The sequence below is a fragment of the Acinetobacter rudis genome, from assembly GCF_031157835.1.
In the GTDB taxonomy this organism is placed as follows: domain Bacteria; phylum Pseudomonadota; class Gammaproteobacteria; order Pseudomonadales; family Moraxellaceae; genus Acinetobacter; species Acinetobacter rudis_A.
The window spans coordinates 135,831-162,209 of record NZ_JAVIDR010000002.1 but is presented as its reverse complement, the minus strand read 5'-3'; the positions used below and the strand labels follow the sequence as shown (position 1 = coordinate 162,209).

The window sequence follows — 26,379 nt, the reverse complement described above, 5'->3', positions numbered from 1 at the left end:
ATGTTCATGGAAATAGGCCAATTTTTAAATCTACGTCTAAAACAAATGGGAATACAGCATTTATTTGGGGTGCCAGGTGACTTCAATCTCTCTTATCTTGAACAGGTTGAAGCAGATCAAGAATTAAAGTTTATTGGTAATTGCAACGAACTTAACGCCGCATATGCTGCTGATGGTTATGCACGTATCAATGGTTTTTCTGCTCTAGTGACGACCTATGGGGTAGGCGATTTAAGTGCAATTAACGGCATAGCAGGGGCCTATGCGGAAAATGTAGCTTTGGTGCATATTTCAGGAATACCACCCTTAGCGGCCGTACAACAAGGTCAGTTGATTCATCACACTTTAGTTGATGGTAATTACGAAAATATTATGAACTGTATGAAAGAGTTTAGCGTTGCTCAAACTCGACTCACACCTGAAAATGCAGTAGATGAAATAGACCGAGTGTTACGCCAGTGTATTATTAAACGTCGACCTGTACATATTCAGCTTGCTTCGGATATTACACACATTAAAATTAACTGTCCGTATAGATTATTAGATTTAAGTGATCCGCAAATTGAAACTGATGTTTTACAAACAATCGTAACGCAATTATGTGATGTTATTCATCGGGCAGATCGCCCTGCATTGCTAATAGATCAAGAAGCATCAGTATTTGAAGTCACAAAAATAGTGGCAGATATAGCACAAAAATGTTCCATCCCCTTTGCTGTTATGCCCACTGCTAAAAATATTATGGATGAGGGTGCTCAAGACTTTGTTGGGTGCTATATGGGAGGTGCGAGTCAAAGCCATGTGCGTCATGTGATTGAACAGTCAGATTGTTTAATAGGCGTTGGTGTCCGCTTTAGTGATATAGGTACGGCAGTATTTAGTCATCAAATATCAACTCAGCAATATATAGAAATTAGACCACATACTTTAAATATTTTTGGTCAAAGTTTTTTAAAAATTGAGATAAAACAATTATTACAGGAGCTATATATAAATTTATTACCACGTCAGTTAATAACACCACCAAGAGAAAAGCAACAATATAAATATATTAATGATTATGGAAATCAAAAACTGAACCAAGAGGTTCTTTGGCAAAATATTGAAGCCTTTTTAAAAGAGGACGATATCATTATTGCTGAGGCAGGAACTGCACACGCTTCCTTAGTTGGCCTAACCTTACCCACCACAGCTCACTATATTGCTCAACCCTTATGGGCATCTATAGGTTATACATTACCTGCATTATTGGGAAGTTCGCTCGCTGCTAAAGACCGTCGACAGATTTTATTTATTGGCGATGGCGCATTTCAGATGACTGCGCAAGAACTATCAACCATTATTCGTTATCAGCTCAAGCCCATTATTTTTTTAATCAATAATGGTGGTTACACCATTGAGCGTTTAATTATGGGTGAAAATGCGAGCTATAACGATATTCAAAATTGGCAATACACGGCATTGGTTGATGTATTTAGTGAACAGAAAAACTATTTTAGTAAAGTGATTGAAAATACAGAACAATTAAGAGAGGTTTTGAGTGACCTTAAGCAAGAAAATCGGCTGTGTTTTATAGAACTGAAACTGTCAGCATTGGATGCACCTTTAAGTTTGAAAAAATTTGCTGCTACGATAGCGCATTTTGACTATGGACAGCACTGCATTACTGAGTCTAAAAAAATCTCATCCAAGGTAGATTGTGAACAAGCATTGAATATCTAGAAAGAATAATAATTATACAAAAAGATCAATCTTAAAGAATCAAAAAGTGGTTCTTAGGATTGATCATTAAGCAAGACATTTCATAGAAGGGGAAAATAATATAAGGGAGATTAACAATGAATGAAAATCATAATAATGAACTGAAACATGAGTTATCTAATCGACATGTACAATTAATTGCATTAGGAGGTGCAATTGGTACGGGATTATTTTTAGGACTTTCCGAAACGATTCAATTAACAGGACCTGCAGTTTTACTGGGTTATGCAATTGCTGGCCTAGTTTCCTTTTTGTTTATGCGCCAATTGGGTGAAATGACGGTTGAGGAACCAGTAAGTGGATCTTTAAGCCACTTTGCTAATAAATACTGGGGGAAAATGGCTGGTTTTATGACAGGGTGGAATTATTGGGTGCTTTATGTTTTGGTTGGCATGGCTGAATTGAGTGCAATTGGTACTTTTGCTCAATTTTGGTGGCCCGAATTGCCAACATGGGTGACCGCTTTATTTTTCTTTCTTGTGATTAATGCCATTAACCTCATGAATGTAAGATATTTTGGAGAAACAGAGTTTGTATTATCTTGCATTAAAATTATTGCGATTTTGGGCATGATTATTTTTGGGATTTATTTATTATTTAATAGTCATGGAGATGCGCAAGTTGGTGTCGCAAACTTATGGACACATGGTGGGTTTTTTGCAAATGGTAGCTATGGATTTATGCAGGCCTTGGCTGTAATTATGTTCTCTTTTGGTGGGCTTGAAATGGTGGGGATTGCAGCGGCAGAAACACGAAATCCAACTCAAACAATACCTAAAGCAATTAATCAGATAGTCTATCGCATTTTAATTTTTTACATTGGTTCAATTGGCATTTTATTGTGTCTTTATCCTTGGGATAAAATTGCAACAGGCGGCAGTCCTTTTGTTTTAATCTTTCAGTCACTAAATAGTGTTGGCGTAGCAAATGTCTTGAACTTTGTTGTGCTTATTGCAGCTGTTTCTGTTTATAACAGTGGTATTTATTGTACGAGCCGAATGTTATACGGCTTAGCGGAACAAGGTAATGCTTCACCTGTATTGAAAAAAGTGAACGCTCATGGTATTCCTGCATATGCTGCCATCGCCTCTGGTTCCTTATCAGGAATTGGGGTGCTAGTAAATTATTTGATTCCTAATCAAGCTTTTCAATTTTTTATGTTGTTAGTTACAACTGCTCTTATCATTAATTGGATTATTATCTCAATTACTCATTTAAAATTTCATAAAGCTATGCAGTTAAAGCAATATCAAACTAAATTTAAAAGTATTCTTACTCCTTGGAGTAATTATTTTAATTTAGGATTTTTCTGTTTACTGCTCATCATTATGCTCATTACGCCAAATATGCGTATAGCTGTATTATTTGGTCCTGTTTGGTTAGCTATTTTGGCATTTGTTTATTATCTTAAATACTATAAAAAGGAGAGTAGAGTATTTGATGTATAGTTTTAACTTATATTTCAGTCAGTCAGGCTATTGAGTACAAAGTTAGTTTGTGGCTAAGCAATATATTTTTTTAGACTCAGCTCTTGGGCTGAGTTTTTTTATTGTCATCTAAGTAGTTATATTTAAATCGAAATTGTTTAGTCTTGAGTATAGTAGGCTAAATTATTTAAGTGATGATAGCTTCAATGTAAAAAAACGCTTGTGAGTATTATAGATGACTTAAACTTTGCAGTGAATGTGAATGTAAGTTTTAGTGATTATGGCTGATGTTATGGTAGGATGTGTTCTATAATTATATGAAAATTAACAATTAAAAATCATTTTTTATCTAAGTTTTAAGAAATAAAAATCATTTTATAAAAGAATTAAATGTAAGCTTTGTACAAATCATTAAAGCGTCATGTAACTGTCACCTAATTGTCATAATTTAAAATCAAAATGCAGTTAATCCAAGTACACCGCTGCATAGTTAAATCGGTGCTACGACAAGATGAGCAGCTAACCTATTTATTAAGAGAGAAAAAATGCGCTTAAATCATATCGCACTTGCTATTGCTGTTACTGGTGCTACTTTAGCTACAGCAGCGAATGCCGCTCGTGAAACTATTCAAATCGCGGGTTCTTCTACAGTACTTCCTTATGCAAGTATTGTTGCTGAAGAATTTGGTAATACTTTCCCACAATTTAAAGCACCTGTTGTAGGTTCTGGTGGTAGTTCTGCTGGTCTTAAACAGTTCTGTGCTGGTGTTGGCGACAATACAATTGATATCGCTAACGCTTCACGTAAAATCAAAGATACAGAAATTGCAGCGTGTAAAAAAGCGGGTGTAAATACAATTTTAGAAGTTAAAGTTGGTTATGACGGTATCGTATTTGCTTCAAATTCAAGTAAAGCGGCTTATAAATTACGTCCACAACATGTATTTACAGCGATGGCAGCTGAGTTACCTTCAAATGGTAAATTAGTTCCAAACCCTTATACACGTTGGAACCAAATTGACAGTTCGCTTCCAAACGAACCAATCACACTTGTTGTGCCAGCATCAAACCATGGTACACGCGAAGTATTCCAAGAAAAAATGATTGAATCTGGTTGTGAATCTTATGCGTACTTCAAAGCATTAGATAAAGATGCTCAAAAGAAAGCATGTTCAAACTTCCGTAAAGATGGTCGTGTAATTGAAATTGCTGGTGACTATACTGAAACATTGGCACGTTTAAAAACTTCTCCAAGTGCCGTTGGTGTATTTGGTCTAGGTTTCTATGAGCAAAACCGTGATAAATTACGTGTTGCTACAGTAAATAATGTCACTCCTTCAGAACAAACCATTTTAAATGGTTCTTATCCTGTATCACGTCCTTTATACTTCTACGTTAAAGGTGAGCACTTGAAATCAATCAAAGGCTTAAAAGAATATACTGAATTTTTCCTTAGTAAGAAAGTTTCAGGAAAAGGTTCTAAATTGGATAGAGCTGGTTTAATCGCGATGTCTGATGCAGAGCGTGCTAAAGTGCTTGCTGCATTTAAAGCAGGTCAAGGCGTTAAGTAATTCAAAACATATAGGGCTGATGATTGGAAACGATCATCGGCCTTTTGTGCTAAGTCAGGTTTTTTCAATCTAAGAAAGAACACTGTGGAGAATACATGAATCTGTTACTTATTGGTGTGTTATTAGCTCTTGTAGCAATTGCATATCAAATTGGACTCAGAAAGAGCCGAAGTATTGCTGGTAAAGAAAATAATTCGGCAACACTGCATTCACGTCCAGGATATTACGGTGCTTTGGTTGCGCTTTGGTGCGGTATTCCTGCCTTTTTAATCCTCATTGTTTGGAATATTGTAGAGCCAAATATTTTAAAACACTTGGTGCTTAATCATGTACCTGCATCAATTGTCAATGCGACGGACCCTGCTGGTATTCAGGTAATGGTTGAACGCATTAAGGCAATTGCATCAGGTTTTGGTGTGAGTGATCAAGCAGCAGCGTATGAGATTGCCGCAGCTGCGGAATTGAAAAAATTCCAATCTGTTGGAACTTTTGCCAAAATCGCAGTGGTCGTATGTAGTGCACTACTTGGTTTATTGTGGGCAAGAAAGAAAATTGCCGAGCAGTATCGTGCGCGTAATCATGTTGAGCGTATTATTAATATCTCCTTAGCACTATGTTCTGGTGTTGCAATTTTAACGACAGTGGGCATCGTGATGTCCATGTTTAGTGAAGCTTTACATTTCTTTAAATTTGTTAGCCCATTTGATTTCTTTTTGGGTACAGAGTGGAATCCTGGCTTTAGCACTTCGGGGAGTGCAGAAGGGAGTTATGGTTTATTACCATTACTTTGGGGTACGCTCATGGTTAGTATTATCGCCCTACTTGTTGCAGTACCAGTAGGTTTGATGATTGCGATCTATTTAGCTGAATATGCCTCACCACGTTTTAGAGCTTGGGCAAAACCTGCAATTGAAATTTTGGCTGGTATTCCGACTATTGTTTATGGTGTTTTTGCTTTAATGTTTATTGGGCCTATATTTAAGGCTGCTGGCGACATGATTGGCATAAATATCAATGCGACTAGTGCTTTAACTGCTGGTTTTGTGATGGGGATTATGATTATTCCTTTTGTATCATCACTCTCAGATGACATTATTACTCAGGTGCCACGATCTTTACGTGATGGTTCATTGGGCTTAGGTGCGACTAAATCTGAAACAATTCGCCGTGTGGTTATGCCTGCCGCATTGCCAGGCGTTATTGGTGCATTTTTATTGGCTGCATCACGTGCAATTGGTGAGACGATGATTGTGGTGCTCGCTGCTGGTAATAGTCCATTGCTGCATATCAACCCACTTGAAGCTGTTTCAACAGTAACAGTAACGATTGTGAATCAGTTGACCGGTGATACTGACTTTGCAAGCCCGCAAGCCTTGGTGGCATTTGCATTAGGCTTGACATTGTTTGTCATTACTTTGGGTCTTAATATTGTTGCGCTTTATATTGTGCGTAAATACCGAGAGCAATACGAATGAGTACATCAAATACATCTCCTGCGGATCAAAGTGTATTTGATCCTCGCGTTGCTGCTGAGTTACGCGAAAAGCGCAAAGCAAAAATTGAAAAATCATTGGCACAGCGTCATCGTAAAGAAAAGACCTTTAGAATCTTTGGTTTTTCTGCGGTAATGATTGGTCTTGCTTTTGTTGCTGTCTTATTTAGCAGTATTTTATACAAAGGTTTACCTGCATTTTGGCAAGCCAGTATTACGGTTCCAGTATATTTCGATCCTAAAATTATTAATGCAGGTGCTGCACCTGTACAAAATAAAAATGAAACGCCAGCACAATTTAATGAGCGCTATATAGCTTGGCAAACAGAAATGGGGATGGTGGATTGGGATGCAATTATTGTGAATGCAATAATTGCAAAAGATCCAGTATTAACGAAAGATCGTGATGAATTAAATACAATTTATACCAGTTCAGAAGCATACCGTATTCGTGATATGGTCTTTAAAGATCCATCATTAATGGGTAAAACAGTTGACATTAAATTGCTTGCTGATGCCAATGTAGATGTTTGGTTAGCAGGGAATATTGATCGTAGTCTGCCAGATGATCAGCAGCAGCTGAGTCCAGAAGTTCGTAAGATTGCTGATCAAATGTATGCTGATGGTGTAATTGAGCGTTCTTTTAACACGCAACTATTTACTAATCCTGATTCTCGTAGTTCGCCTGCAACTGCTGGTTTAGCAGGGGCATTCATGGGTTCATTGTTCATGATGCTTATCGTCATTTTTATCTCAATTCCAATTGGGGTGGCGAGTGCGGTTTATCTTGAAGAATTTGCAAAGAAAAATTGGTTAACTGATGTTATTGAAGTCAACATTAACAATTTGGCTGCAGTACCATCGATCGTATTTGGTTTATTGGGTGCAGCAATCTTTATTGGTTGGATGCATTTGCCAATTTCAGCACCACTTGTTGGTGGCTTAGTATTAAGTTTAATGACTTTACCAACAGTAATTATTACCACACGTGCTTCTTTAAAAGCTGTACCACCTTCAATTCGTCAAGCGGCGTTGGGTCTAGGTGCATCACGAGTACAAACCATTTTCCATCATGTTTTACCTCTTGCTTTACCAGGGATATTAACAGGTGCGATTATTGGTGTAGCACAGGCACTTGGTGAAACTGCTCCATTATTGTTAATTGGTATGAGTGCTTTCGTAGCCAACGTACCTTTATCACCAGTTGATCAAGCAACAGCACTGCCGGTACAAGTTTTCTTATGGCAGGGCAACGAATTACGTAACTTCTTTGAAGGTCGTACCGCAGCAGCCATTATTGTATTGTTGGGTCTAATGATTGTCTTAAACAGCTTTGCAATTTGGTTGCGTAAAAAGTTTGAAGTGCGTTGGTAATGAAGGGCACAAAGATATGAGTACTACAGAAATTAAGAATTCCTTAGAACAGGATAAAGTCGTGAATCAGAAACAAACAACCTCAACAGAATTTGAACAGAAACAGCAGAGTACTTCGTTTGTATCGCAGTTTGAGTCAAGCAAACCAAGTAAAAAAGAAAAAAGCACTACTGTGAAAATCAGTGCTGAAGACGTTCATGTTTATTATGGTGAGTCTGAAGCGATTAAAGGTATTGATTTACAAATTTACGAAAATGAAGTGATTGCTTTCATTGGCCCATCAGGTTGTGGTAAATCAACATTCTTACGTACTCTAAACCGTATGAATGACACAATTGATATCTGCCGTGTAACAGGCAAGGTTACTTTAGACAATCAAGATATTTATGATCCTAATCTTGATGTTGTGTTATTACGTGCGCAAGTAGGAATGGTATTCCAAAAACCTAACCCATTTCCAAAATCAATTTTTGAAAATGTGGCTTATGGACCAAAACTACATGGTTTAGCACGTGACAAGTATGATCTAGAGGAAATTGTTGAAAATAGCTTACGTAAAGCAGGACTTTGGGATGAAGTAAAAGATCGTTTGAATCAGCCTGGAACGGGCTTATCGGGCGGTCAGCAACAGCGTTTATGTATTGCACGTACTATCGCTGTTAGTCCTGAAGTGATTTTAATGGATGAGCCTTGTTCTGCACTAGATCCGATTGCAACTGCGAAAGTTGAAGAGTTGATTTCTGAATTATCTACTCAATATACGATTGCAATTGTGACCCACTCTATGCAACAGGCTGCACGTGTTTCTGATCGTACTGCTTATTTCCATTTGGGTGATTTGATTGAAGTCAACTCAACTGAGAAAGTCTTTACTCAACCTGATCATCAATTGACTGAAGCTTATATTACAGGACGTTTTGGTTAAAAGACGCTTGAACTGAAAAAGGGCCTTTTAGGCTCTTTTTTTGTGCTCTTCATGTATTTTAATGAAAACAGTGTTGAAATTCTTTGGGATTAACCTAATCTAAGAACAATAACGATACGCATACGAGTAAATACAATATATGTTATTTCATCTACCCAAACTACCTGCTGAAGTTCGTATCAGCCATTTAAATGCTCGTCTGAATGAACAACGGAAAAAAGTTGCTCAAGTAACTGCATCTAAATTGGAAATGTTACAACTTGCTCAACAAATGTCTAAAGAGACACGTTTACGTAAAAAGAATAACCAAAAAGTTTTCGTGATTGATTTTAAAGGAGACATGCAAGCTTCGGCGGTTGAAAATTTACGTGAAGAAATAACTTTGGTCTTGGCGACTGCCAAGGCTGGACGTGATCGTGTAGTACTACGCTTAGAAAGCCCTGGTGGTATGGTACATGGTTATGGTCTTGCTGCTGCACAATTAGTTCGTTTACGTGATGCTGGTTTCCATTTGACCATTTGTGTAGATAAAGTGGCTGCAAGTGGCGGATACATGATGGCTTGTATAGGCAGTGAAATCCTTTCTGCGCCTTTTGCTGTTATTGGATCAATTGGTGTTGTTGCTCAAGTTCCAAACTTTAATCGCTTGCTCAAAGAGCATCATGTAGACTTTGAATTATACACTGCTGGCCAATATAAGCGTACTGTGACAATGTTTGGTGAAAACACAGCAGAAGGTAAAGAGAAGTTTGAGGAAGAGCTACAGCAAACACACGTGTTATTTAAACACTTTGTAGAAAAGTATCGTCCACAGTTGAATGTTGAAAAAGTATCAACAGGTGAACACTGGTATGGGCAGGACAGTTTGCAGTTAAATTTAGTGGACAAACTCCAAACCTCAGATGAGTATTTATTAAGTTTATTGCCACAGCACGATGTTTATCTAATTCAGACTCGCCGTAAGCCTAGCCTTGGTGAAAAATTAGGTTTACAAGCTGCACAAGTCGTTGATCAAATTGTGCCAAGCGTAGTTAACAAAGTTTTTGAACAACTGCTTAAGGCGAATCAATCTTTGACTCAATTACGAGACCCTAAACTATAACCTTAGTTTGATTTGTCTTCGGTCAGCAAAAGCGTATCAATTTGATACGCTTACTTGTTTTAGGTTAGGCGTTATTAGTAAATAAAGACCACAGGCAATAAGAGTACCAATTGTGGCGCATAACATGTCCTGATGAGCATCCCAAGGGTCTCCTTGTTGGCCATTGTATTTCTCAGCATCTTCAGGAGATAGGCTGAGGGCTAAATACCACTCAACCCACTCATAAAATAAACTCGATGCCATTACAAACTGTACCACGAGAAATAAACGTTTAGCACGGCTAGTTTCGGGGAAAAAATATTGAAAAATGCGATAGAAAAATGGAAACAGCAGTAATCCATAACAAAAATGGACGAGTCGATCATACATGTTACGATCCCAACCCATATAGCGATTTAAGCTAAAGCCAAAGTACTGTTTAAACCATTCATCATAAGGCACATAAGAATATAGATAATGTGCAGCAATAACGTGGATTAATAAAAAAAGTAAATAAGAACAAAAACTAAAGAAACTTAAGCCATATTTTTTTTGTACTAAAACAAGCACAACCAGCATTAGAATTGTACCGACTTGGTGCAGAAGATAAGACTCAAACTCAAGTGGGTTAATGCTTGCGATGGTGATCGCCAAAAATAAAATTGCAAAAGCTAAATAATGTTTTAAGGTAAATTGATGAAAGATCATGTCAAATGAGGAATGATTGACTGGAGAATATTGTAGCTGAGTTCTAGGTTAAATTAAAAACACAGTATTGTGATTTTATAGCTCGGCAGTATGGTGAGATGCTTAGAAGTATTTAGGGGAAAATTTTACTTATCCATGGTTAATTAAAAAGCGACCAATATCGCTTGTCTATTGGTCGCTTTGAGACTTATTTCAGTCGATTTTCACTTTTGAGAAGCTTAAATCTTTTCAATAAAGTCTTTGATTTGTTTGGCTTGTTCTTCAGCATTCCCTGTGTAACTTGCTGGAGTCATTGTTGCTAAACGTGAGCGATCAGCATCAGGTACGCCTTGAAGCTCAGGACCATTTACAAAATCAACCATCATTTCGCGAGTCATGGCTTGACCACGAGTTAGCGCTTTTAGTTTTTCATATGGTTTTTCAATGTTATAACGACGCATAACAGTTTGAATTGGTTCTGCAAGAACTTCTTGTGCTTGGTTTAAGTCATCAAGTAGGTTGTTTGCATTGAGCTCAAGTTTACCAATACCTTTAAGACAAGCATCAAAAGCAATCAGACTTTGAGCAAAACCAACACCCATGTTACGAAGTACAGTTGAATCGGTTAGGTCACGCTGCCAACGGGAAACAGGAAGTTTTTCACCTAGATGACCCAAAATAGCATTTGCAATACCTAGGTTACCTTCTGAGTTTTCAAAATCAATTGGGTTGACTTTATGAGGCATCGTTGATGAACCAACTTCGCCTTCTTTGAGTTTTTGTTTGAAGTAGCCAAGTGAAATATAGCCCCAAACATCACGGTTAAAGTCAATTAAAATGGTATTGAAACGGCGTAGAGCATCAAAAAGTTCAGCCATGTAATCGTGAGGTTCGATTTGAGTCGTGTATGGGTTGAATACTAAGCCTAAAGACTCAACAAAAGCAGCAGAGTGAGCAGGCCAGTTGATTTCAGGATAAGCAGAAAGGTGAGCGTTGTAGTTACCTACTGCACCATTAATTTTCCCAAGCAATTCAACTTGTTTAAATTGTTTGATTTGGCGAGCTAAACGATAAGCTACGTTAGCCATTTCTTTACCCAAAGTTGTTGGGCTTGCTGTTTGACCATGTGTACGAGACAACATAGGCTGTGCTGCATGTTTTTCTGCTAAGTTAACAATTGCATCAAGAATGCTTTGCATGCTGTTTACAAGAACTTCACGTCCATTTTTTAGCATCAATGCATGAGATAAGTTGTTGATATCTTCAGAAGTACAAGCAAAGTGAATGAATTCACCTGTTGTTTCTAATTCTTGAATACCAGCTGTTTTTTCTTTTAAGAAATACTCAACCGCTTTTACATCATGGTTGGTTGTACGTTCGATTTCTTTAATGCGATTAGCATCAGCTTCAGAAAACTCAGCAACAATACGATCAAGTGCAGCATGGGTTGCAACACTAAATGCTGGCACCTCTGTGATTTCTGCATGGTTGGACAACGCTTGTAACCAACGGACCTCTACAGTAACGCGTGCATGGATGAGACCGAACTCAGAAAGGAAAGGGCGTAATGCATCGCATTTGCTAGCATAACGACCATCAAGAGGAGATAGTGCGGTTAAAGCATTCATATTGGTGTCCTAAACTAGGCTATGAAACATATAAATAATTGCTTGATACAGATCAAACAGCTTGATACTGCATTTGGGCAAGTTCTCGAATATCTTGCAGTAATTTACGTTTACTAAAAATCATATTCCATGAGCTACCACCGAGTTGGCGCCATAGATGTGCCATTTGTAAACCAGTAAAGAGTGAAGCGCGAATGCGGTTGGTATGCGCAGGATCTTTAAAGGCCTCTGCATGACCACGTACCATAATTCGTGGATTAATTTGGCCAGCCGTATCGACATAAGTTTGTGCTAGGTTGGCTAAAATACTTGGGTGAGTATAATTATTATCAAAGAAAGAGAGTTGCTTTAAGATTTTTTGTTGTGAAGCTTCAATAATTTTAACAAACTCAGGTTGATTATATACTTTCTTTTCCAAGCTCAATAAAGCCATAGCATAAGACATCGGGAGTTTGATCGTACTTCGTTTTGGTAAGGGAATGGGAGATTTTGGCGCAGTACTAAAGGGTTGGTGTATGCTACTTTCCAGCGTTTTAAGACCAAGTGAAATATCTGTAAGCTGATTAAAAAAATCGAGCGTTTGACAACTGCAATTTGCAGTTGGTCGAACGTTCAGACTTGCTTTTAATAGCTGTTCAAAATAGTAATTGCCACTCTCGCCAATACTTTGTCGACCATTAAGTGCTGTCATATGCGTTAGCTGCGCTGCTTGAAACACAGCGGCTAATGCAAGGGCACGGTTCTGGCGATTATTGAGTAATTGATGTTGCTGAAAGGGTAACTCAACCATGTCGAATTTCCGTTATATAAAATGGGGTTTAGCGGCATTAGTGTGATGAATCACACCACCACCTAAACAAACTTCATCTAAATAAAATACGACACTTTGTCCTGGTGTCACAGCACGTTGTGATTGATCAAAAACAACGTGTACCGCATTTTCATTTTCTGTATCACGATAAACAGTACAGGTTTGGTCCGGTTGACGATAACGAGTTTTCGCTGTGCAAACTAGGCCAGTGGTAGGAATATCCATTTCACCAGCAACCCAATCAATGTTTTCACTCCAAAGCTCAGTGCTGTGCATCAATGGATGCTCGTGTCCTTGGCCAACAACCAATTGATTTGATTCAATATCTTTATGTAAAACAAACCATGCACCTTCTTCTGCACCTTTCATTCCACCTAAACCTATACCACCACGTTGGCCGAGCGTATAGTACATGAGACCATGATGCTCACCAACCTGTTTGCCATCATCTAAAACAATTTTTCCAGGTTGTGCTGGTAAATATTGTTTAAGGAAATCATTAAAACGACGTTCGCCAATAAAGCAAATACCCGTTGAATCTTTCTTTTTGGCTGTAGCTAATCCTAATTGTTCTGCAATTCTACGGACTTCTGGTTTTTCAATTTCGCCTACAGGGAACAAGGTTTTATTAATTTCACGACCATGTACAGCGTGAAGGAAATAAGTCTGGTCTTTATTTTGATCTAAGCCACGTAGTAAAGGGGCATAGGCTTCACCACGACTATTAATGGTACTTGCACCTCGTCGTGCATAATGTCCAGTCGCAATAAAGTCAGCGCCTAAAGTCATTGCATGATCTAAAAAAGCGCGAAATTTAATTTCTTTATTACATAAAATATCTGGGTTTGGTGTACGTCCAGCCGCATATTCTGCTAAAAAGTGCTCAAAGACGCGATCCCAATATTCCATTGCAAAGTTGGCAGTATGTAATTTGATACCAATCTTGTCACACACTGCTTGTGCATCAGCTAAATCTTGCATTGCCGTGCAGTATTCCGTTCCATCATCTTCTTCCCAGTTCTTCATGAACAGGCCTTCAACTTGATAACCTTGTTGAAGTAACAGTGCTGCAGAAACAGAAGAATCTACACCACCTGACATACCGACGATGACACGTTGTTGCATAGGACTAAGCATCCTGTATTAAGTTAAAAGGACTATTTTTATGCTCATAGATGAGCGAGAGAGGGTATCGTTGACCACTTAAAGCATCTTGAATGGCTTTGGTCACTAAAGGACTACGTGCACGTGCAGAATTTTGAAGTTCTTCAAGGCTCATCCACACAGCAGTAATAATTCCTTCATCAAGTTTGGCATCTGGAAAATGCTGAACGACATCACCTAAGAAACAAAACCGATAGTAGGTACGGTCTGGAAACATGGGAGGAGTATAACTATAAATTCCAAGTAAAGCTTGGATTTCAACTTGATAACCTGTTTCCTCCATGGTTTCACGTTGTGCAGCTTCAATTAGACTTTCAGCACACTCAACATGTCCGGCGGGTTGATTGAATACAGGATGACTGATACCAGTACTATATTCTTCGACCATCAGAAACTTACCATCTTGTTCAATGACAGTTGCGACTGTGACATGTGGCATCCATTGCGTCATAAAAAAAGCACCATGGGATAAAAAGCGTATTTTACGAAATTTATGCCCATGATGCTATGTTTAGACAGCAATTGATGCTGATTTTTAAAGAAAATTAAAATAAATTACTAAAAAACAGTTTGATATGATCAATGATGCGAGAGAAGAAACCTGCTTCTTCAACAGCATTAAGTGCAACCAGTGGTTTTTCAGCAATAACTTTACCATCAAGTGTTGCTGTAAGTTTACCAACAACTTGTCCTTGTTTGAGTGGCGCATCTAGATTAGGTTGTACAGAAATTTGTGTTTTAATTTCATTAGCCTGACCTTTAGGCATGGTGACATTGAAATTTTCTAACAAACCAACCTGAACGGTATCTTCTGTACCAAACCATACTTTAGATGTTGCAAGTACTTTTTTCGCAGGATGAACTGCGATAGTTTCGTAGTTTGAATAACCCCAAGCCAGTAGTTCACGTGTTTGTGTTGCACGTGCTTGAATATCTGGTGCACCAAAAATAACAGAGATTAAACGCATTGGACCACGTTTAGCAGAGGTGGTTAAACAGAAACCTGCTTCGTTGGTATGACCTGTTTTTAAACCATCAACACTTGGGTCTGTATAGAGTAAGGCATTACGGTTGCCTTGTTTGATCCCATTGAAGGTGAATTCTTTTTCTGAGTAAATTGGGTAGTATTTTGAACTATCATGAATAATGTGCTGCGCTAGAATCGCCATATCTTTTGCAGTTGAGTAATGGCCTTCTGCTGGCATACCAGTAGAGTTGATAAAGTTGGTATTGACCATACCAATACGTTTCGCCTCTTGGTTCATACTATAGGCAAAAGAGCCTTCATTACCTGAGATATGCTCAGCCATTGCTTTAGAAGAGTCATTACCCGATTGGATAATAATACCGCGTAACATTTCTAAAACTGTTGCCGTACCATTTAAAGGAACATACATACACGATTCAGTACTACTTCCTTTACACCAAGCAGATTCGTTCATACGAACCTTTTCACCTTCTGTAAGTTCCCCCTTCAATAGTTTTTGTTCAATGATGTAGCTTGTCATCATTTTTGTCATTGATGCTGGTGCCAACTTCTCATTTTCATTTTTGGCAGCCAGTATTTGGCCTGTTTCAAAATCCATTAAAACGTATGATTTATTGTTCAATTCTGGTGGATTTGAGAGGACGGTTGCAGCATAGCTAAAGCTAGGAATTAGCAGGATTGCTGCAATGGCGCTTTTTTGAATCATTCTCGGTATTCCAATTTACTTTATAGTGAGATGGTAGAGCTATTCTAGGTCAAAGCAAAGCTGACCGCTACGAAAAGTAACGGCAGATTACATACAGAATGTAACGATATTATTTATAGGGCTGGTAGTTGACTACATCTTGGCAGATTTCTATATTCGCTTGATCTCCTGCTGATTTAGCATCTTCACGAGCTTGTTTTAATACTGCTTTAAAATGACTTTGTTGACTAAGATTACTTAAATAATCTGCAGGTTTTTTCTCCTGTGGCAGATAATCTTTTAGTAGGTTGTTATACCCTTGCTCGAAACCCGATTGTTTTTTAAGTAGCGAAGGACAAATCTCAGAAAGTACATAAATAGCAGCAAGTTCTTCAGGCGTAACATTTTGCTGTGTAACTTCAATATTTTCTTGTGTATGTTCAGCAGACTCATTTGCTGCAAAACTATTTGTACTAAACAGACCTGCACTTGAAAGAATAAATGCAAGTAATATTTTTGAGATTCGAGTGGTAGAAGTAAATATAGGCATAATAAATCGAGGCTCAGCTTAACTAAATGATTTGTTTAGGTTAAACAATAATAATCTAAACAAAATAAATAAAATGTATTGATGATGTAGGTTTTCAATGGAATATTCAAATAACAGCTTGAGTAAACTGAATATAACCTAAAAAGTGACCTCAATTTAATTTAAGTACTGAGGAAATGAATTTTAATTAATCTGTTTGTTTTATTCATCATTTATTTGTTATCAGGGCAGATCAAGTATACCCTTGCTAGAATTATCATTCACTGTGATTGCTTAATGAGTCAAACTAGGCAGTGAATGAGTGATCATTTATGGAATTAAATATTCACAATGGAGACCACATGAATATATTGGTAGCGAATGATGATGGTGTATTTGCACCAGGTATTCAAGCCTTGGCCAAAGCACTGCAACCTTTGGGTCGAGTGGTAATTGTTGCTCCCGAAAGTGAGCGTAGTGGTTATTCAAGTGCCTTAACACTGGATCGACCTTTGCGCCCAGTGAAAGTTGCTGAGGATGTGTGGGCAGTAAATGGCACACCTGCAGATTGTGTCTATTTGTCTATGAATGGTATGTTTGACTTTGAGTTTGATCTCGTTGTTAGTGGTATCAACAGTGGTGCTAATTTAGGGGATGATGTCTTATATTCTGGAACAGTAGGGGCTGCATTTGAAGGACGTTTAATGAAGCATCCTGCGATTGCTGTGTCTTTAGCTGGACCCAATGTACGCGCGCATGAGTCTGTCGAAGATTATGCTCAGGCTGCACAATGGGTACATGATTTTATTGCACGAGGTTTGCCTGTTTTACCTGCTAGACATATTTTAAATATAAACATTCCTGATGTTACTGATATTCAAGGTATGTTGTATACCTATCAAGGACAACGTACTCAATCTAAACCGATCACAAGTCAAGTCGATCCGCGTGGGCGTCAAGTGTTTTGGATTGGATTGGCAGGTGAGGCGGTGGCAGATCCAGTGAAGCAAGCTGCAAATATACAGTCTGATTTTTTTGCGATTGCGAATAAGTATGTCAGTATTACTCCAGTGCAAATGGATGCCACTAATTATGGTTTGCTTGATCATTTGCAAACAGAACATCAACTTGATGTACTGTAACACAATGCCAATATGGTAGTTTTTATAGGCTTAAAGCGAAACTTGCGTTATAGCTTTGTAGTGAATGGTGAATAGCGCCCATTGATTGGCTGTATTTTTGCTAATTTATACATAATGTTAATTTTATTAATCAATTAGAGAGAGGAAGCCCATGCTTTTGGCACGATTACAATTTATGCGTGGATTGCCTAAGTTTTGGACAAATAGTGTAATAATTACTGGTGCAGTCTTAAGCAGTATTTACTTAACAGGATGTGCATCAAAACCACAATACAGTACAACAACACGATATGCTGCGGCACCTGACCGTTATGTTGTACGCTCAGGAGATACCTTAAGTGCTATCTCTTCACGTTATGGTCTAGATTATATTAAGGTAGCGCAAATGAATGATATTGCGTCTCCTTACCGAATTTATGTTGGTCAGACATTACGTTTAAAAGGCAATGTTCGTAATGATCGAATCACTACACAGCCTTTGAATACCAATGCTGGACAAATTCAAAGACAGCAGGTAGTTGTACCAAATACTACGAATACAAATACCAACACGACAACAGCTACAGTTCAACCAAATCGCTCAGCAATTCGTTGGATTCGCCCAACAACAGGTGCAGTAATTGAAAACTTTAATGCAGCGAAAGATATTAAAGGTATTCGTTATGGTGGAAATGTAGGGGACCCAGTTTATGCAGCTGCAGATGGACAGGTCGTTTATGCAGCAGATGGATTACCAGAATATGGCCGTTTAGTTTTAATTAAACATAATGGTGGCTACATCAGTGCTTATGCTCATAACAGTAAGTTGCTGGTAAAAAGCGGTGAAAACGTAGTTGCTGGTAAGAAAATTGCAGAAATGGGCTCAACAGGAACCAATCGTGTCATGTTGGAATTCCAAATACGCTTGGATGGGAAACCAACTGACCCAGTAAATTTATTACCAAGTAATTAATTATATTTTACGCAAAACATAAATTTCTCCGTATAATACAAATAGTTGCTTCTGTGAAAATGTGTTAACCATTTCATGGTTTTAGAGGGAAATTTATGTTAGATCAACTTCGGGCAATGGGCGTTTTCGCTTGTGTAGTTGAAAAGAGTTCATTCAGTGGGGCTGCCCGTGAACTTGGGATTACCACAAGTGCTGTAAGTCAGCAGGTGCGTTCTTTAGAGAATGAGATGGAAGTTACTCTTCTACATCGCTCTACTCGCAGACTCAGCTTGACTGAGGTCGGACAGGCTTTTTTTCATAGCTGTCAGGAAATGCTCGCCGCCGCAGAGCGCGGAAAAATCCGAATTAATGAGTTGAGAGATGATTTAGTCGGTGATTTGCGTATTTCAACCACACCAGAACTTGGTGCAACTCATGTTGTACCTGCTTTATCGCATTGGATATCAGCACACCGCGGTTTGAATGTTTTTTTTGAAACAGATAATAAGGGTGTTGATATTGTTCAAGAAAAGATTGATATTGCGATTCGTATGCAAGCTAAACTTGAGGAATCAAGTATTTTAGCACCAACAGTACTCGCTCATGTCGATCAAGTTTTAGTTGCTTCTCCAAGCTACCTAAATCAATCTATGCCGATTTCACGACCTGAAGATCTTTTGAATCATGAATTAATTCCGATTAATAGCATGAAAGATTATCAACATTTGTCGTTTGAACATGGCGTTACAAAAGAAGCGATTACGCTTGATATGAAGCATCGCTTAGAAACAAATAACGTTTTTGTTGCTAAGTCCTTATGCCAAAAAGGTCATGGTATTGCACGATTACTATATTTAGATGTACAAAAAGATTTAATCAACGGTTCTTTGGTAGAAGTATTACCTGCTTGGAAATTGCCAACTTTTTTATTGACTGCGACGACTTTAAAAAGAGAATTACAACCGATGAAAACTCAACGTTGTCTTGAAGCGTTGAAGCAGTATTTTAGCCAGCTTCCAGGTGGACGTGTTTACCAAGAAGCCTCTTAAGCCTCAAGATTCGCTAAAGAAGTCGCATCATGCGGCTTTTTTTAATCAGATTTTTCACACTATATTTATTTAATGAAAAACCCATCACAAAACCTATTTTGTTGATATTTACAGCTGTAAGAAATTCCATTGAAAAACTTGATTAAAGATACTGTTTCACTCTGATTTGGGTATAATGCGGCAGAGAATAGTTGAGGATTTATCAATGACTGAACAAGCACGAGATACAGAAGCTTTAATTCGCGATCAAATTGCTAAACACGCAGTTTTGCTTTATATGAAAGGCACTCCACAATTTCCACAGTGTGGATTTTCTGCACGTGCTGTAGAAGCATTAAGTCAAATTGGACGTCCTTTTGCTTATGTAAATATTTTAGAAAATCAAGATATTCGTACAACATTGCCGCAAATTGCTAATTGGCCTACATTCCCACAACTTTGGATCAATGGTGAGTTGATTGGTGGTAGTGACATCATGTTAGAAATGTTCCAAAACGGTGAGCTAAAAGCATTAGTTGAGCAATATAGCCCTACACCAGAAGCATAATGATTTATTTTCATGATGAGTAAAGCTCAAAGCTTTACGCTGTATGAATAAAAAGGGATGACTCCAAGTAGTCATCCCTTTTTTATTTGTAGATCGGATGTTGATTAAAAGGCGGACAATTAAATAAACTTAAAAGAAATATACTGCAGTTTAGCTAAAAAATCATGCACACTGTAAAACTCAAAGTAGTAATCATTTAATCTCACATGCTGCATTTATGTGCAAAAATAGGAATAAATAAATGACACAGCCTATTGCTTCCAGAGCATTACCCCAATTTAAAGATGTACAGGCTGCCGTTGAGCGTATACAGGGTTTAGTTGTTGAAACGCCGTGTTTATGTTCTGAGACTATTTCACGTAAATTTTCTGCGAATATTTGGTTAAAATTTGAAAATTTACAATTTACTGCTTCATTTAAAGAGCGTGGTGCATTAAATAAATTACTTAGCTTAACTGACCATGAAAAACAGGCTGGTGTTATTGCTGCCTCTGCAGGAAATCATGCTCAAGGCGTTGCTTATCATGCTCAGCGATTAGGTATTTCAGCAACAATTGTTATGCCTGAGAATACACCTATCGTAAAAATTGGCCGTGTTAAAGAATATGGTGCAGAGGTTGTGCTATTTGGGAAAGATTTTGCAACAGCAGCGGCACAGATGCAGACTTTATCTGAGGCTCACGGTTTAACAATTATTCATCCTTTTGATGATGCTGAAATTATTGCTGGTCAAGGAAGTGTAGCGGTAGAAATGTTGAATACGGTACCTGACTTGGATGTATTGTTGGTCCCAATTGGTGGTGGGGGATTGATCTCTGGTATGGCAATTGCGGCAAAAGCAATTAAGCCTTCTATTCAGGTGATTGGGGTACAGTCTGCAGTATATCCCAATATGGCTAAAATTTTTTATCAGCAAGACTATCCAAACTCAATGGGATCAACTGTTGCTGAAGGTATTGCTGTAAGCCAGCCAGGGCAACTCAATCAACAAGTTGTCATGCAATGGGTCGATGATATTATTGTTGTACATGAAGATATGATCGAAGAAGCGATCGCATTATTGTTAAATATCGAAAAAACAGTGTGTGAAGGCGCTGGTGCTACAGCAATGGCTGCAGTGATGTCTGATCCAAAACGATTTACAGATAAAAATGTTGGGATTGTACTTTCTGGTGGCAATATTGATACGCGTGTAATGATCTCTGTTTTACAACGCCATTTAACGCGTATTGGGCGTATGGTGCGTATCCGTGTTGATCTATCGGATCATCCTGGTGCATTGGCACGCTTAACAGCGATTATTGCTGAGCAAGGTGGGAATATTTATGAGCTACGTCATGAGCGCTTTGCTGCAACGAGCCGTGCGAAGAATAGTGCTGTAAGTATTGATATAGAACTAAAAATTGCTTCTGATTTAGCACCACTTGTTACAGCAATTGAAAAAGAAGATTACGTTGTACGTATAGAAGAAATTTGATGGTCTGTTCATTTTAAAATACCTTTGTTCGTCAAAGGTAAATTGAAACCCCTATAAGCTGAATACAGCTTATAGGGGGGTGTTTTATTTTGATTTTACGCTGGATTTTTGACTCTTATCGGTTGCAACGACTATGGCCTCTGCTGCAGCTTCCGCAGGGGTATCTGTTGTTTGTTGCTCCGTTGTTTTTACTTTAGTGTCTGCTTTTTCTTTGGCTTTCTTTTTCGATTTTTTCTTGGCTTTCTTTTTCGGTTTTTCTTCCTCTAAGATTTCACCATCTTCAATTGCTTGCCAATATTCAAGTTGTGCCATCACAGCGGCATAGATCGAGTCTTTACAGTAACGACCTTTTTTGTTGAGACGGCCAACTGGACGTGCCATTAAGATTTCTAAAGCTTGATCAATCGTGTCAATCGCATGAATATGAAATAGTCCTTGCTCAACAGCTTCGATGACATCATGACGTAACATCAGATGTTGCATGTTTTGTCGTGGAATAATTACACCCTGTTTCTTGGTTAGACCTTGTAATTTACAAGCATCAAAGAAACCTTCAATTTTCGCATTGACTCCACCAATAGGTTGAACTTGACCTAATTGGTTCATGGAGCCTGTAATTGCCCATGATTGGTCAATAGGGAGCTGACTAATAGCAGAAATTAGTGCAGAAAGCTCAGCAACTGTTGCACTGTCGCCATCGACTTGACCATAACTTTGCTCAAAGGCCAGGGCGGCAGAGAAGTGTAAGATTTGTTCACGACCAAAGTGGGCTTTTAAAAAGCTCGACATTAAAAGTACGCCTTTAGCGTGTAAAGAACCACCCAGCTCAACACTACGTTCAATATCTAAAATGTCTCCACCACCTTGGTAAACTGAAGCAGTTAAACGTGAAGGTAGACCAAATTCAACATCTGCGTAGTGGATGACTGATAATGCATTAATTTGACCTAAACGATGACCACGAGTTTCTATCAATTGTGTGCCGCGTGATAGATCTTGCCAATATAATTCTCTTAAATAACCTAAGCGATATTGACGGTGTTTAAGAGCAGTGTTGATATGTTCAGCTGAAACAAACTTTTCATTATTTTGTGCTGCATGATGATGTGATTCACGAATCAGATCACCCAAGGTTAATGCATGTAATGATAACGAGCTTTGATCCTCAGCCTGACGACTCGAATCTGTTAGCAAGGCAGCTAGGGCAGAGCGGTCAAAAGGAAGGAGTTTGTCTTGCTGTACATAGTCTGCAATTAGTTGCATATATGCTTGTTCATTTTCATGATTACGCTGCAAGGTATCAGTAAAGTCAGCACGAATTTTAAAGACACTACCTAATTCGGGCTCTAACTCTAAAATTTCATAATAAATATCGGGTTCAGCTAACAAGACTACTTTTAGATCGAGTGGAATAGCAGCAGGTTCAATGGAAATGCTTCCTGTGAGTGTGAGCATATGTTCCAGTGAAGACAGTTTTAATTGTCCAGATTTAAGCGCACGTTTTAAACCCTGCCATGCATAAGGTTGTTCTAATAATTGCTCTGCTTCTAATATGAGGAATCCACCATTGGCACGATGTAATGAACCTGGTCTGATAAGAGTAAAATCAGTGGTAATGGTCCCATTTTGAGTTAGCTGTTCTACATGCCCAAGCAAATTATAATGTGTAGGAAAATCTTCAAAAATAACAGGTGCGCCACTGTTGGCTTTGTGACTGACTACAAGGTTAGCTTGATAGCGTGAAGGAACACGGTTAAAAGCAGTAGGAGAAAACTCGACCTCTTCTTGTTCGAGGATCATCTCAACATTATCAATAATATCATTGGCATAGGCTTTAAGATACTGCTCTAGACCTTTAATATTTTCAAACTTATGCAGCATGGACTCAATTTTTGGCATGACAACTTGTTTGGCGATGTCACGGTTTAGCTCTGATACTTGGTCTCGAGCATCTTCTTCAATATCACCCAAGTGCATACTTAGACGCTGTAGTTTTTTATCCATATAGCGGATTTTTGTTGCGATCTCAGCACGTTCCTTGTTGTCTAGGGCATTGATTTCCTCTTGCGTCATTTCTTGCAGTTGATCATTTTTAATATGCGTCGGCACAAAGCAATGTTCATCATGACGATTAATCAGTTTGAGTTCGAGCTCTTCACCTTCTTTGGTTAGCTCTACAAGTGCCTGTTGTTGCTCATTACTGGTAATTAGGCGTATGCGTTCTAAGCGATTATGATAATTTTCTGCACTAAAACGGCGTTCTAATTGTTTAATAATGTTTTGCCAATTTTGATGTAGTAAATGACTAAACTTACTGCCCATGCCTGCTTCAAAACATAGCGCGATTGGCTGACGACTAACTTTGAAATTATTGACATAAACCCAGTCGTGAGGAGTAGGCATTTTTTTGGCGTGTTGTTGTAACAAACGCTTAATCATTGTGCGTTTGCCAAGTCCTGCAGTACCTACAGCAAAAATATTATAGCCCGAATAAGGCAAAGCGATACCAGCCTCTACAGAAGCTCGTGCGCGGTCTTGGCCTAAAAAGTTATTTAGAGGCTTGAGACTGCGTGTTGAACTCGGAATCGAACTCAAATCAGCTTTGTGCGCGAGCTGTGCAGCCTGTAGTCGAGTTTGTGTCAATGTGGTCTGAATAGCTTCTTGTTCGAATACAGAAGGAAAGAGTGGTTCAGTATTTTCTGTGCTTATTGTAGTTGGTTGAGCGTTGGTACTGGTACTATTGCTAACTTGATCATGTCTTTGAGCCACTGCAGAAATCCAAAACTATATAAATGTGGAAAACTTAAGGGTATACAGGTTTAGTCTACAAATACAAGGGTATGGGAATAAATATTATTAATTGTGTATTAATCACTAGAATAGATACATAAAAGTATTGAAACTAAGGCTATTAAACGATTGAATAGCACTGTTTCAATTATATAGAAAATAATAACGCAATGAATACGCAAGCTTCTGGATTCAAATCTGCGATTAGTTCGTTTTTTGATCGACGCGCCCTAATTATGCTGTTTTTAGGGTTCTCTTCTGGTATCCCTATTTTTTTAATATTTGCGACGTTATCTTTTTGGTTAAGTGAGGCAGGGATTGCTCGTAGCACGATTACGATGTTTTCTTGGGCAGCCTTAGCTTATGCGTTTAAATTTATTTGGGCACCTCTGATAGATAAGCTACCATTACCGTGGCTGACAAAGAAGATGGGCCGTCGTCGGAGTTGGTTATTACTCTCACAGATTTTGGTTGTGACAGCTATTTGTTCGATGGCTTTTATTAACCCACTTCCACACCTACATAATTTTGGTTCCCTTTCTAATTTAGTGCTTATGGCTATGGCCGCTGTATTTCTGGGTTTTTCCTCAGCGACACAGGATATTGTAGTAGATGCTTATCGAATTGAACTCACACAAGATGCAAATTTACAAACCGTTTTAGCTTCTACATATAATGCTGGTTATCGATCTGCAACGATTATTACTCAATTAGGTGGTTTGTTATTTGCTGCATCGTTGGGTACAGCGATGGGGAACTATATTTATGAAGCTTGGAAAGCAACTTATTTATTAATGGCATGTTTGATGTTAGTTGGGGTTGTGACTACATTATTAATTCATGAACCGCAGATTGAAAGACCTAAAAATCATTATCAAACAAAAGATTATGTACAACTTTTTGTAGTCTTTGTTGTTTCCACAGCAGTTTTTGTGGGGGCATTTATTCAGTTAGGCCCATTATTTAATTTATTACAAGTTAGCGATTCATTTTTAAGTTTCTTACTTGAGGCTTTGCGTTTTATAAGTAGTGCTGCTGCCGCTGTCATTATTGTTGGCTTGCTAATAAAAGTTAAAATATTTAACCGTGATATTATTTTTGATACTTGGGTGGCACCCTTAGCAGACTTTTTTAAACGTTATGGTTTAAAGGTTGCATTGGCAATTTTACTACTTATTGGATTTTATCGAATTTCAGATATTGTAGCTGGTGTAATGGCTAATCTGTTTTATTTGGATCTTAACTTCGATAAAGAAGAGATCGCATGGTTTAATAAGTTATTTGCCGTCTTGTTTGTGATTTTAGGTGGCTTCATTGGTGGGGTGTTATCTCAACGTTATAACATCATGAAAATGATGTTACTTGGCGCAGCCTTAGCCAGTAGTACCAATTTAATTTTTGTCGGCTTAGTCAAGTCAGGCGCAAGCATGAATGATGTACATGTGAATATTGGTGTTCAACAGTACACAGTAAGTCCAGATGAGGTCGGTAATTGGTCGCTCGAAGTACCTAAACAGGTTTTTGCGCAGTCAAATCAAATACAGGTTAGAAGTCAACCACAAAATTATGAACACGCATTAAATTTAACGGTTCCAATTGATCGTTTTAAAAGTGCAGATCCTACTCAACTGTACATACAGGCAATTGGTGGGAATAATCATCTTTACCAAGATCAGTTGAAAAAAGATGTCATTATTCATGGTAGTTTAGCCAACCTACCAGCTAAAGCACAAACAGCAGAAGTAAAAGTTAAGCTCTCAAATGCAAGTCCAATCGTTGCAAAACTTGAAGAAGGCAATTGGAGCGCCGTTGTTCCTGGAGAGCTGTTGGCTAAACATCATCAAATTGATGTTGAGGCGATTTATAATTTAGCAAATCAACGTCATGTTTTACATCAGACACAATCTTATGTAACAGATTTGCAGCAAGCGCAGCCTAAGTATCGTTTAAGCATGGCTGATGTTACTGCAGTAAATTATAATGAGCAGGGCAATGTCAGCTTAAAAGGTAAGGTGATTGTGCCTTATAGTAAAGTATGGCTCGTTTTAGGCATCATTTTTGATAATATGGCCTCAGGTTTAGCTGGAGCAGTATTTATTGCCTTTCTATCTAGTTTGACTAGTGTTTCATTTACAGCAATGCAATATGCTTTGTTCAGTTCGCTCATGTTATTGTTGCCAAAAACAATTGCAGGATATTCAGGAACAATAGTTACTAATTTTGGTTATTCCAAATTTTTCTTTATTACCTTCCTTATGGGTATTCCAATTTTGTTCCTCGTTACATGGGTCGCTGGTTTATTGAAACAACGACAATAGAA

21 protein-coding genes are annotated in these 26,379 nt (G+C 38.2%); 13 read left to right on the top strand and 8 right to left on the bottom strand.

What is annotated here, in order from left to right; all coding sequences use genetic code 11:
- The 7 genes from RFH42_RS02680 (at position 1) to sohB (ending at position 9,652) form a co-directional block, all read left to right on the top strand.
- Positions 1 to 1,722, top strand: coding sequence for an alpha-keto acid decarboxylase family protein (locus tag RFH42_RS02680; protein ID WP_308974008.1), 1,722 nt, complete (start codon positions 1 to 3; stop codon positions 1,720 to 1,722).
- Between the two features lie 116 nt (positions 1,723 to 1,838).
- Positions 1,839 to 3,209 (top strand): amino acid permease, encoded by a 1,371-nt coding sequence (locus tag RFH42_RS02675; RefSeq protein WP_308974007.1) that lies wholly within the window; start codon positions 1,839 to 1,841, stop codon positions 3,207 to 3,209.
- 524 nt (positions 3,210 to 3,733) lie between these two features.
- Positions 3,734 to 4,759: a substrate-binding domain-containing protein gene (locus RFH42_RS02670; protein ID WP_308974006.1), complete on the top strand. Its 1,026-nt coding sequence runs from the start codon at positions 3,734 to 3,736 to the stop codon at positions 4,757 to 4,759.
- A 95-nt stretch (positions 4,760 to 4,854) separates the two neighbouring features.
- The gene (pstC, locus tag RFH42_RS02665; protein WP_308974005.1) at positions 4,855 to 6,234 is read left to right on the top strand and encodes a phosphate ABC transporter permease subunit PstC; all 1,380 of its coding nucleotides are present in this window, start codon (positions 4,855 to 4,857) and stop codon (positions 6,232 to 6,234) included.
- Entirely contained in the window at positions 6,231 to 7,625 is a 1,395-nt protein-coding gene (gene pstA, locus RFH42_RS02660) for a phosphate ABC transporter permease PstA (RefSeq protein WP_308974004.1), read from the top strand. Before pstC ends, pstA begins: the two co-directional genes overlap by 4 nt.
- 16 nt (positions 7,626 to 7,641) lie before the next feature.
- Positions 7,642 to 8,550 carry a phosphate ABC transporter ATP-binding protein PstB gene (gene pstB, locus RFH42_RS02655; RefSeq protein ID WP_308974003.1) on the top strand — a complete coding sequence of 303 codons (909 nt, stop codon included), beginning with the start codon at positions 7,642 to 7,644 and terminating at the stop codon, positions 8,548 to 8,550.
- Positions 8,551 to 8,689: 139 nt separating this feature from the next.
- On the top strand, positions 8,690 to 9,652 hold the full coding sequence (gene sohB / locus RFH42_RS02650; RefSeq protein WP_308974002.1) for a protease SohB: 963 nt from the start codon (positions 8,690 to 8,692) through the stop codon (positions 9,650 to 9,652).
- 36 nt (positions 9,653 to 9,688) lie between these two features.
- Here the strand turns inward: sohB and RFH42_RS02645 are convergent, their stop codons facing one another.
- The 7 genes from RFH42_RS02645 to RFH42_RS02615 form a co-directional block, all read right to left on the bottom strand.
- Positions 9,689 to 10,339: a DUF2238 domain-containing protein gene (locus RFH42_RS02645; RefSeq protein ID WP_308974001.1), complete on the bottom strand. Its 651-nt coding sequence runs from the start codon at positions 10,337 to 10,339 to the stop codon at positions 9,689 to 9,691.
- A gap of 218 nt (positions 10,340 to 10,557) precedes the next feature.
- Positions 10,558 to 11,946, bottom strand: a complete 1,389-nt coding sequence (gene purB / locus RFH42_RS02640; protein ID WP_308973999.1) for an adenylosuccinate lyase — start codon at positions 11,944 to 11,946, stop codon at positions 10,558 to 10,560.
- Between the two features lie 52 nt (positions 11,947 to 11,998).
- Positions 11,999 to 12,736: a high frequency lysogenization protein HflD gene (gene hflD, locus RFH42_RS02635; protein WP_308973998.1), complete on the bottom strand. Its 738-nt coding sequence runs from the start codon at positions 12,734 to 12,736 to the stop codon at positions 11,999 to 12,001.
- Positions 12,737 to 12,748: 12 nt separating this feature from the next.
- Positions 12,749 to 13,882 (bottom strand): tRNA 2-thiouridine(34) synthase MnmA, encoded by a 1,134-nt coding sequence (gene mnmA / locus RFH42_RS02630; protein WP_308973997.1) that lies wholly within the window; start codon positions 13,880 to 13,882, stop codon positions 12,749 to 12,751.
- A gap of 4 nt (positions 13,883 to 13,886) precedes the next feature.
- Positions 13,887 to 14,372 carry an NUDIX hydrolase gene (locus RFH42_RS02625; RefSeq protein WP_308973996.1) on the bottom strand — a complete coding sequence of 162 codons (486 nt, stop codon included), beginning with the start codon at positions 14,370 to 14,372 and terminating at the stop codon, positions 13,887 to 13,889.
- Positions 14,373 to 14,466: 94 nt separating this feature from the next.
- Positions 14,467 to 15,615, bottom strand: a complete 1,149-nt coding sequence (dacC, locus tag RFH42_RS02620; RefSeq protein ID WP_308973995.1) for a D-alanyl-D-alanine carboxypeptidase PBP5/6 — start codon at positions 15,613 to 15,615, stop codon at positions 14,467 to 14,469.
- A gap of 109 nt (positions 15,616 to 15,724) precedes the next feature.
- Positions 15,725 to 16,144 carry an MCR_0457 family protein gene (locus RFH42_RS02615; RefSeq protein WP_308973994.1) on the bottom strand — a complete coding sequence of 140 codons (420 nt, stop codon included), beginning with the start codon at positions 16,142 to 16,144 and terminating at the stop codon, positions 15,725 to 15,727.
- Between the two features lie 341 nt (positions 16,145 to 16,485).
- On the opposite strand from RFH42_RS02615, the gene surE reads away from it, so the two are divergent.
- The 5 genes from surE to RFH42_RS02590 all read left to right on the top strand — a co-directional run bounded on the left by surE (position 16,486) and on the right by RFH42_RS02590 (position 21,269).
- On the top strand, positions 16,486 to 17,265 hold the full coding sequence (surE, locus tag RFH42_RS02610) for a 5'/3'-nucleotidase SurE (protein ID WP_308973993.1): 780 nt from the start codon (positions 16,486 to 16,488) through the stop codon (positions 17,263 to 17,265).
- A gap of 151 nt (positions 17,266 to 17,416) precedes the next feature.
- Positions 17,417 to 18,217: a peptidoglycan DD-metalloendopeptidase family protein gene (locus RFH42_RS02605; RefSeq protein WP_308973992.1), complete on the top strand. Its 801-nt coding sequence runs from the start codon at positions 17,417 to 17,419 to the stop codon at positions 18,215 to 18,217.
- A 95-nt stretch (positions 18,218 to 18,312) separates the two neighbouring features.
- Complete coding sequence (locus tag RFH42_RS02600) at positions 18,313 to 19,245, top strand: LysR family transcriptional regulator (RefSeq protein WP_308973991.1); 933 nt, start codon at positions 18,313 to 18,315, stop codon at positions 19,243 to 19,245.
- 205 nt (positions 19,246 to 19,450) lie between these two features.
- Complete coding sequence (gene grxD, locus RFH42_RS02595) at positions 19,451 to 19,792, top strand: Grx4 family monothiol glutaredoxin (protein WP_308973990.1); 342 nt, start codon at positions 19,451 to 19,453, stop codon at positions 19,790 to 19,792.
- 241 nt (positions 19,793 to 20,033) lie between these two features.
- A complete protein-coding gene (locus RFH42_RS02590) occupies positions 20,034 to 21,269 on the top strand; it encodes a threonine ammonia-lyase (protein WP_308973989.1) in 1,236 nt (411 codons plus the stop codon).
- A gap of 84 nt (positions 21,270 to 21,353) precedes the next feature.
- Here the strand turns inward: RFH42_RS02590 and RFH42_RS02585 are convergent, their stop codons facing one another.
- Positions 21,354 to 24,038 carry an ATP-binding protein gene (locus RFH42_RS02585; RefSeq protein ID WP_308973988.1) on the bottom strand — a complete coding sequence of 895 codons (2,685 nt, stop codon included), beginning with the start codon at positions 24,036 to 24,038 and terminating at the stop codon, positions 21,354 to 21,356.
- A gap of 191 nt (positions 24,039 to 24,229) precedes the next feature.
- Here RFH42_RS02585 and RFH42_RS02580 point away from each other — a divergent pair, with 191 nt between their 5' ends.
- Positions 24,230 to 26,377, top strand: a complete 2,148-nt coding sequence (locus RFH42_RS02580) for an AmpG family muropeptide MFS transporter (RefSeq protein ID WP_308973987.1) — start codon at positions 24,230 to 24,232, stop codon at positions 26,375 to 26,377.
- Positions 26,378 to 26,379 lie beyond the last annotated feature (2 nt).